The sequence below is a fragment of the Nocardia tenerifensis NBRC 101015 genome, from assembly GCF_000308715.1.
In the GTDB taxonomy this organism is placed as follows: Bacteria; Actinomycetota; Actinomycetes; order Mycobacteriales; family Mycobacteriaceae; genus Nocardia; species Nocardia tenerifensis.
This window is the reverse complement of record NZ_BAGH01000535.1, coordinates 1-7,650: the sequence shown is the minus strand read 5'-3', so window position 1 is coordinate 7,650 and position 7,650 is coordinate 1. Positions and strand designations below refer to the sequence as shown.

General features: G+C 70.7%; 8 protein-coding genes. 1 reads left to right on the top strand and 7 read right to left on the bottom strand.

Annotated features, from left to right (window positions below; all coding sequences use genetic code 11):
- Window positions 1-115 precede the first annotated feature (115 nt).
- Complete coding sequence (locus ON39_RS35545; RefSeq protein WP_040740727.1) at window positions 116-526, bottom strand: RNHCP domain-containing protein; 411 nt, start codon at window positions 524-526, stop codon at window positions 116-118.
- 10 nt (window positions 527-536) lie between these two features.
- Complete coding sequence (locus ON39_RS35540) at window positions 537-911, bottom strand: RNHCP domain-containing protein (protein WP_040740726.1); 375 nt, start codon at window positions 909-911, stop codon at window positions 537-539.
- Between the two features lie 468 nt (window positions 912-1,379).
- On the opposite strand from ON39_RS35540, the gene ald reads away from it, so the two are divergent.
- Window positions 1,380-2,486, top strand: coding sequence for an alanine dehydrogenase (gene ald / locus ON39_RS35535; RefSeq protein WP_040740725.1), 1,107 nt, complete (start codon window positions 1,380-1,382; stop codon window positions 2,484-2,486).
- A gap of 44 nt (window positions 2,487-2,530) precedes the next feature.
- Here the strand turns inward: ald and ON39_RS35530 are convergent, their stop codons facing one another.
- From ON39_RS35530 to ON39_RS35510, 5 genes are all read right to left on the bottom strand, one after another.
- Window positions 2,531-3,055, bottom strand: a complete 525-nt coding sequence (locus tag ON39_RS35530) for an Lrp/AsnC family transcriptional regulator (RefSeq protein ID WP_040740724.1) — start codon at window positions 3,053-3,055, stop codon at window positions 2,531-2,533.
- A 74-nt stretch (window positions 3,056-3,129) separates the two neighbouring features.
- Window positions 3,130-3,615 carry a pyridoxamine 5'-phosphate oxidase family protein gene (locus ON39_RS35525; RefSeq protein WP_051187515.1) on the bottom strand — a complete coding sequence of 162 codons (486 nt, stop codon included), beginning with the start codon at window positions 3,613-3,615 and terminating at the stop codon, window positions 3,130-3,132.
- Window positions 3,616-3,620: 5 nt separating this feature from the next.
- Complete coding sequence (locus ON39_RS35520) at window positions 3,621-5,039, bottom strand: amidase (protein WP_040740723.1); 1,419 nt, start codon at window positions 5,037-5,039, stop codon at window positions 3,621-3,623.
- A gap of 126 nt (window positions 5,040-5,165) precedes the next feature.
- Window positions 5,166-6,440: an enolase C-terminal domain-like protein gene (locus tag ON39_RS35515; RefSeq protein WP_040740722.1), complete on the bottom strand. Its 1,275-nt coding sequence runs from the start codon at window positions 6,438-6,440 to the stop codon at window positions 5,166-5,168.
- Window positions 6,441-6,443: 3 nt separating this feature from the next.
- Window positions 6,444-7,650: aldehyde dehydrogenase family protein (locus ON39_RS35510; protein ID WP_040740721.1), on the bottom strand; the 1,207-nt coding region annotated here is incomplete at its 5' end.

Sequence of the window (7,650 nt, the reverse complement as noted above, 5' to 3'; positions counted from 1 at the left end):
GGTGCGCGAATCGTCTTAGGCGCGTTGCGAAGTCCCGCCGGAGGAGACTTCGCGACACGACCGATGTGCGCGCCGGTCCGGTGCCCGCCGCGCGCGGCGGGCACCGGACCGGGTTTCACAGCGCCAGCAGCGCGCGCCGGCCGATGCGGGGATCGGCCAACGGGCGCAAGGCGATTCGCATCAATGCGAGCGCGTTGTCGTCGCCCGCGATGCGGTTCGCCTTGACGGCGCCGCAGGCGAGGCACTGGTGGACCAGCTGCCACTCGCCGTTGTCGCGCGCGGACATGCTCACCGCCGCCATCCGTCCCCGGCACGGCTCGGCCCGGTCGCCGGGGACCCGGCGGTCCACGTGCCGACTGGTCAGGCAGTGCGGGCAGTGGTTGCGGTGGGCGGTGCCCGGCGCGGCGGTCGGCACGTCCATCCGGCAGCCGACGCAGCGGAACGCGTCGCCGGATTCGCCTGCGCGACCGTGCAATACGTCCTTGGCGCGTTGCGGGCGGCGGCCCGCGGGTTTGCGTCGCGGCATGTCGCACCCCCTACAGATCGCCGAAGACTTCGAGCGGGAACGGCGGCTCGGCCAGCGGCCGGACCGCCATGCGCATCAGGATGAGCTGGTTGTCGTCGCCGCACACGGGGTGCAGCGCCAGCTCGTGACAGCGGGTGCAGCGATGCACCACGGCCCATTCGCCGGTGCGCAGCACGGCGATCGACAGCGGCGCCATTCTGGCCCCGCACTCGGAGACGCCGCCGTCGACGTGGTCGTGGGTGTGGCGTGAGTTCAGGCAGCTCGGGCAGTGGTTGCGCCAGCTGTTGTCCGGTGCGAGCGCCGCGACGACGAGGCCGCAGCGTACGCAGGTGAAAGTGTCGGTGCGCAGGGATGCGCTCGGACCGTGAGAGGTGTTGTCTGACACCCGGATTACTCCTTTGCCGAGGAATGAGAGCAGCAGGAGTGTCCGAGCGCGCCTCGGGATCGGTCAGCGGCCGATGGCCGTTGGTCAGCGGCTGATGGCCGTGCGGGCGTCGGTGGAGATCGACTCGACGCGGTGCGGCGCGCTCGGCGCGATCCGGGTCATAAAAACCTTTTCCTCCTCGGCTGTGCGCCTGGTTGAACGATGTTTCGAAGGCGCTGTGGCAGCGCGGCGGCAACCGTAGCAACGGGCGAGGAGTGATCGCCACCGATTTTCGGGCGAGGTCCGAACATCTTGCGAACCGGGCCGTCCGTGATCGGCTTCAACTGAGGATTGCACCACTCGATGGGCCATTTGAAGAATTATCTTCATAAATCTAGACCTGATCTTGCATTATATTCATAATTTGACTCAGAACGGTCCATATTATGCGGATCGACTATCGACATCCATCGACAATCAGGAGCGCAGGTGAAGATCGGGGTCCCCCGCGAGGTCAAGAACCACGAGTATCGGGTCGCGATTACCCCCGCCGGTGTGCACGAACTCGTGTCGCGCGGACACGAGGTGTACATCGAGTCCGGTGCCGGTCGTGGATCGGCGTTCGAGGACGAGGCGTACACCGTCGCGGGCGCGCGGATACTGAACACCGCCGACGAGGTCTGGGGCACCGCCGAACTGGTGCTGAAGGTGAAAGAGCCCGTGGCCGAGGAGTATTCGCGCATGCGCGAGGGGCAGGTGCTGTTCACCTACCTGCATCTGGCCGCGTCCAAGGAGTGCACGGACGCGCTGCTGAGCTCCGGCATCACCTCGATCGCCTACGAGACGGTGACCGGCCGCGACGGCTCGCTGCCGCTGCTCGCGCCGATGAGCGAGGTCGCGGGCAGGCTGGCCCCGCAGGCCGGCGCCTACCACCTGATGCGCAACGGCGGCGGGCGCGGCGTGCTGATGGGCGGCGTGCCCGGCACCCCGCCGGCGAATGTGGTCGTGATCGGCGCGGGCGTCGCGGGCGGCAACGCCATCGCCATCGCGCACGGCATGCGCGCCGAGGTGACCGTGCTCGACCTGAACATCGCCCGGCTGCGCGAGATCGACGCGCAGTACAAGGGACAGGTGCGCACGATCATGTCCAACCGCCTCGAGGTCGAGAAGGCGGTGCGCGAGGCCGATCTGGTGATCGGCGCGGTGCTCGTGCCGGGTGCCAAGGCGCCGACGCTGGTCTCCAACGACCTGGTCGCGCAGATGAAGCCGGGCTCGGTGCTGGTCGACATCGCCATCGACCAGGGCGGCTGCTTCGCGGACTCGCGCCCGACCACCCACGCCGACCCGACCTACCGGGTGCACGAGTCGGTGTTCTACTGCGTCGCCAACATGCCCGGCGCGGTGCCCTACACCTCCACCGTCGCGCTCACCAATGCGACGCTGCCCTATGTGGTCTCGCTGGCCGAGCACGGCTGGCGCGAGGCGGTGGCGCTGGACAGCGGCCTGGCGGGTGGTCTCAGTACGCACGGTGGTGTGCTGCTGTCCGCCTCCGTCGCGGCCGCGCACGGTTACGTCGCCGAAAGCCTGGCCGCGTAACACGTTTCGCGAGGGCGACCGAACACTGGGGCCGGTCGCCCTCGTCACGTCGTGGTGTTCGTCCTGGGTCGCATGTGCTCGAAGATGAGGATCGTCTCGGTGGAGGCGACCGCCGGGTGCTCGCTCAGGTTGTTGAGCACGAACCGGCGCAGCTCGTCGGTGTGCGAGGTGGCGACGTGGATGAGGTAGTCGTCGGCGCCCGCGATGAAGTACACGTTGAGCACCTCCTCGAACTCCGACATCTGCTCGCCGAACTGCGCGAGGTGCTGGCGCGCGCTGGCGCGCAGCCGGACCGCGATCATGGCCTGCAGGCTTCGGCCGAGCGCGGCCGGGTCGATATCGGCGTGGAATCCGCGAATGACGCCCCGCTCCACCAGCGCGCGCACCCGGCCGAGGCAGGTGGACGGCGCGATGCCCGCCGCGGCGGCGAGCGCGTTGTTCGTCATCCGGCCGTCCCGCGCGAGCTGGTCGAGCAGGATCCGGTCGATATCATCGATCGGGACACCGGCCGGGGGGTGGATCGGCGGGACGGGCGAGGCCGAGCCGCCGGGTGAATCACTCTTACGCATACCTCGACCGTACAGAATCTTGTTCGTTTTTCCGCCTTATTCTCGAATGATATTCACCAACGTGTAGGCGTCTGCTATGTGGCGCGCCACGAGGTGGCTGGTCGGCCCTCCAGAAAATCCTTTCCCGGCAGCACGCGCAGCCGCCACGGACGCAGACGCAGCAGGCTGACGCTCGGCGACTCCGGCCCCGTCCACTCGGGGATGCCGATCCCGCCCGGGTCGTAGCCGAGCGGCGGCGGCGTATCGCGGAAGCGCTCCCACTGCTCGGTCTTGGTCGCCAGGTCGTCGACCCACTCGGCCGTGCACTCCGCGAGGCAGGTGTCGTGCGTCGGCGCCCAGTAATTGGCGGCGACGTAGGGGCTGTGGGCGAGCTGGGCCACCTTCGGCGGGGTCTTGCCGGTGAGAATCCATCCGGTCAGCTCCTGTCCGTCCCACTGCCAGATGGGGTGCAGTATGCGGCTGCGCGGCCGCCCCGCCGCATCGGTCGTCGACACGGTGCACCAGACGATGCTGTGCGCCAGGTCCACGAAAGACGGTGCGATGTCGCCCAATTCGGTCACACCGGTCACCCTAGCGGGCGAAGCGGGTTTCCGGCCAGGGGTCTCGCGTGCGGCCGCGCCCGCTCCAACTGCGCGGCGACGGTGAGGATGGTGGTCTCGCCGTTGCTCGGCCCGACCAGCTGCACCGCCAGCGGCAGTCCGTCCGTGCCGACGCCCGCGGGCAGCGAGGCCGCCGGGTGACCCGTCACGTTCCACAGCGCCGTATAGGCCACCATCGGGATGGAGCGCAGCTGGGCGCGCACGGTGCTCGCGCCGTCCAGCACGCCGATGCGCGGCGGCCGGACCGCGAGGGTCGGTGTGAGCAGCAGGTCGCAGTGGTCGAAGACGCGATCGACCTTGCGCGCCACGGCTTCTCCCTGCCGGATGGCCCACTCCACGACCGGGCGGCGCGCCCAGGCGCCCATCGCGACGGTCTGCCTGGTGCGGCGCTCGAGGAGCTCGGGATGCTCGACCTGATCGGCCTCGCCGCGCACGCCGCCGAAGAACTGCGGGAAGAACGCGTGCAGGGACTCGGGGTAGTCCGGGTCCGCCTCGAAGACGGAGTGGCCAAGTCCGGCAAGCAGTTTCGCGGTGTCACGCACAGCGCGCACGTTCTCGGGGTCCGGCTTCGCCAGCGGGTTGGGAGATTTCGTGCTGTAGCCGATCCGCAGGCCCGTGATCGACTGTCGCGCCGCGTGTTCGAAGCTCACGGCGGGGTCCGGGGCGGTGAACCGGTCGCCGGGCGCGTTGCCGCGGATGACGTCGTAGACGAGGGCGGAGTCGAGCACCCCGCGGGTCAGCGGGCCGGTGACGCCGAGCGCCCACCAGAGGTGTTCGTGCGGCGCGAGGGGCACCCGCCCGCGCTGCGGTTTGAGGCCGAACAGCCCGCAGCAGGCCGAGGGGATCCGGATCGACCCGCCGCCATCGCTGCCGAGGGCGACGGGCACCAGCCCCGCGGCGACCGCGGCGGCCGAGCCACCGCTCGATCCGCCCGTGGTGTGGTCGCGGTTCCAGGGATTGCGGGTGATGCCGTAGGTGCTCGACTCGGTGAACGGCCACTGGCCGAACTCCGGCATCGCGGTCTTGCCGACGATGACGGCGCCCGCGGCGCGCAACCGGCGCACGACCTCGGCGTCGGCCCCGGCCGGTGTCGAGTTGGCCCTGGTGCCGAAGCTGGTCACCAGGCCGGCGACGTCGATCTCGTCCTTGATCGCGATCGGGATGCCGTGCAGCGGGCCGACATCGCCAGCGCCGCGCTCCCGGTCGCGATCGCTCGCCTCGGCGCGGGCCCGCTCGTGTAGCACCTGGGTGAAGGCGTTGAGCCCGGCCGCCGCGTCGATGCCCGCCAGCGTGGCGTCGACGAGTTCGCGCGCGGACACCTCGCCTCGGGCCAGGGCCTCCCGCTGCTCGGGCACGCTCGCGGAGACGACGTCACCAAGATCCATCTGCTACCGCTCCTCTCGGCCACACTCGCCGCGTGACCAGCACGACTGAGCCGTCGGGCCGAAGATCCGACAGTAGAGAGCCGCATGACCGTTTCGCAATGACAACGGATGCGGATCACAAGGAGTTCAGTACTTCGGCGTGTCCGGCGGCCGGTATCCGGGGTCGGCGGCGCGCATGGCGGCGACGTCGTCGCGGTCGCGCAGCGCGGGCATGGCCTGCCAGCGCTCGTGCAGCCGCGCCAGCGCGTCGCGGTCCAGCTCGACGCCGAGGCCGGGGGCGTCGGTGACCTCGATGGCGCCGTCGATGAAGGTGAGCGGCTCGGTGACGACGTCCTCGGCCTGCCACGGGTAGTGCGTGTCGCAGGCGTAGTCGAGGTGTGCGACGGTGGCGGCGACCTGGGTCATGGCGGCGAGGCTGATGCCGAGGTGGGTGTTGGAGTGCATGGAGACGCCCTTGCCGTAGGCGTGGCAGACCGCGGCGAGGTCGCGGGTGGCGTGCAGGCCGCCCCAGAAGTGGTGATCGGACAGCATCACCTGGACCGCGTTCGCGTCGAAGGCGGGCCGGATCTCGTCGACGGCGGTGACGATCATGTTGGTGGCCAAGGTCATTCCGGTGCGGCGGTGGAGTTCGGCCATATCCGCGAGCCGGGCGGTGGGGTCTTCGAGGTATTCGACGACACCGGTGAGCCGTTCGGCGACGGTCGTCGCGGTGGCCGGCGACCACCCGCCGTTGGGGTCCAGGCGCAGCGGGTGTCCGGGGAACGCCTCGGCCAGCGCGAGCATGGCCGCGATCTCCTCCTCCGGCGGGCGCACACCGCCTTTCAGCTTGAACGAGCGGAAACCGCCATGGGCGCTGAACTTTTCGGCGAGCCGGACGACGCCGTCCGGGTCGAGCACCTCGCCCCACTCGTCGGCCGGGGCGTCCGGGACGGGATGCTCGGCCCACTTGTAGAACAGGTAGCCGGAGTAGTCGACCCGGTCGCGCACCTTGCCGCCGAGCAGGGCGTGCACGGGCAGGCCGAGTTCGCGGCCGTAGGCGTCGAGCGCGGCGGTCTCGAAGGCGGAGATCACGCTGAGCCGGACCTTGTCCGAGGTGAGCGTGCCGCGCAGGCCGCCGGCGACCGGGTTGTCGTCGAGTAGCCTGCTCTCGCCCGCGCCGAGCAGCCGGATCGCGTTGACCGCGGCGACCGGCGTGCCGATCAGCTGCCACGCCAGTCGCGTCGCGCGGGAGAGGTATCGGTGGTCGCCGTAGGTCTCGCCGAGACCTACTGCGCCGCCGTCGGTTTCGACTTCGACGATGAGCCGCGGGGTGTACGGCTGGTGTACGCCGCCGACATTGAGCAGCGGGGCGTCGGCGATGAGGATCGGGGTGAGGCGGACATCGGTGATGACGGGGCACATGGGTCAGTCACGCTTCCCGTCGACGCGGCGCGGCAGCCGCCACGGGTTGTCCTCGCGCAGGGCGGGTGGGAGCAGGCCGTCGGGGAAGCCCTGCCAGGCGACGGGACGCAGGAACCGCTCGATCGCGGCGGCGCCCACCGACGTGGTGGTCGGCGCGGTGGTGGCCGGGTAGGGTCCGCCGTGCTGCTGGGCCCAGGTGACCGTGACGCCGGTGGGCCACTCGTTCCAGATGAGCCGCCCGGCCAGCGCGGTGAGGGCGGGCAGCAGCGGGCGCACGTCCTCGATCTCGCAATCCTCGGCGAAAACCGTTGCGGTGAGGCCGGGTTCGAGCTCGGCCAGGACCGTGTGCAGCTCAGCGGGGTCCGCGTACTCGACTATCAGGGCGGCGGGGCCGAAGCACTCGGTTCGGAGTAGCTCGCCCGCGGCGAGGAAGTCGGCGGCCGCTACCCGCAGCAGGGTCGGCGCGAGCAGATCGCCCTCGATGTCGGGCGTGAAAAGCGCTGTGATGGAGGGCGATTCGCGCAATTCGGTGACTCGGGCGCGGAAGCCGCCCGCGATCCGGTCGTTGAGCAGTCGCTGGCTGGACGCCTCGCGGACGGCTGTGCGGAGCGCGTCGCTGAGACCGTGGCCGCGAGGCAGCAGGAGCAGGCCGGGTTTGGTGCAGAACTGCCCGGCGCCGAGGGTGAACGAGCCGACGAAACCCGCCACGATCTGGCGGGCACGCGCCCGAATCGCCCCGGGCAGCACCACGACCGGATTGACGCTGCCCAGTTCGCCGTAGAACGGAATCGGCCGGGGACGGGCCGCGGCGATGTCGAACAGCGCCCGCCCGCCGGCCACCGAGCCGGTGAAGGCCGCGGCGGCGACGGCGGGGTGGCGCAGCGCGGCGGTGCCCGCGTCGACGCCGTGGACGACGTCGAAGGTGCCGGTCGGCGCGCCGGCCGCGTGCAAGCTGTCGCGCACGATGGCCGCGGTCTTCTCGGATAGTCGAGGATGTCCCGGATGCGCCTTCAGCACGACCGGGCAGCCCGCGGCCAGCGCGGCGGCGGTGTCGCCGCCCGCGACGCTGAACGCGAACGGGAAGTTGCTCGCGGCGAACACCAGCGTCGGGCCGATCGGGACGACGCCGCGCCGGATGTCCGGGCGCGGGCCCATCGGCCAGCGCGGGTCGGCGTGATCGATGGTCGCGCGCAGGAACTCGCCGTCGGCC

Excerpts from the sequence above, each read along its gene's own strand:
- ON39_RS35530 (WP_040740724.1), bottom strand. The coding sequence starts at position 3,055 with ATGCGTAAGAGTGATTCACCCGGCGGCTCGGCCTCGCCCGTCCCGCCG.
- ON39_RS35545 (WP_040740727.1), bottom strand. The coding sequence starts at position 526 with ATGCCGCGACGCAAACCCGCGGGCCGCCGCCCGCAACGCGCCAAGGAC.
- ON39_RS35520 (WP_040740723.1), bottom strand. The coding sequence starts at position 5,039 with ATGGATCTTGGTGACGTCGTCTCCGCGAGCGTGCCCGAGCAGCGGGAG.
- ON39_RS35515 (WP_040740722.1), bottom strand. The coding sequence starts at position 6,440 with ATGTGCCCCGTCATCACCGATGTCCGCCTCACCCCGATCCTCATCGCC.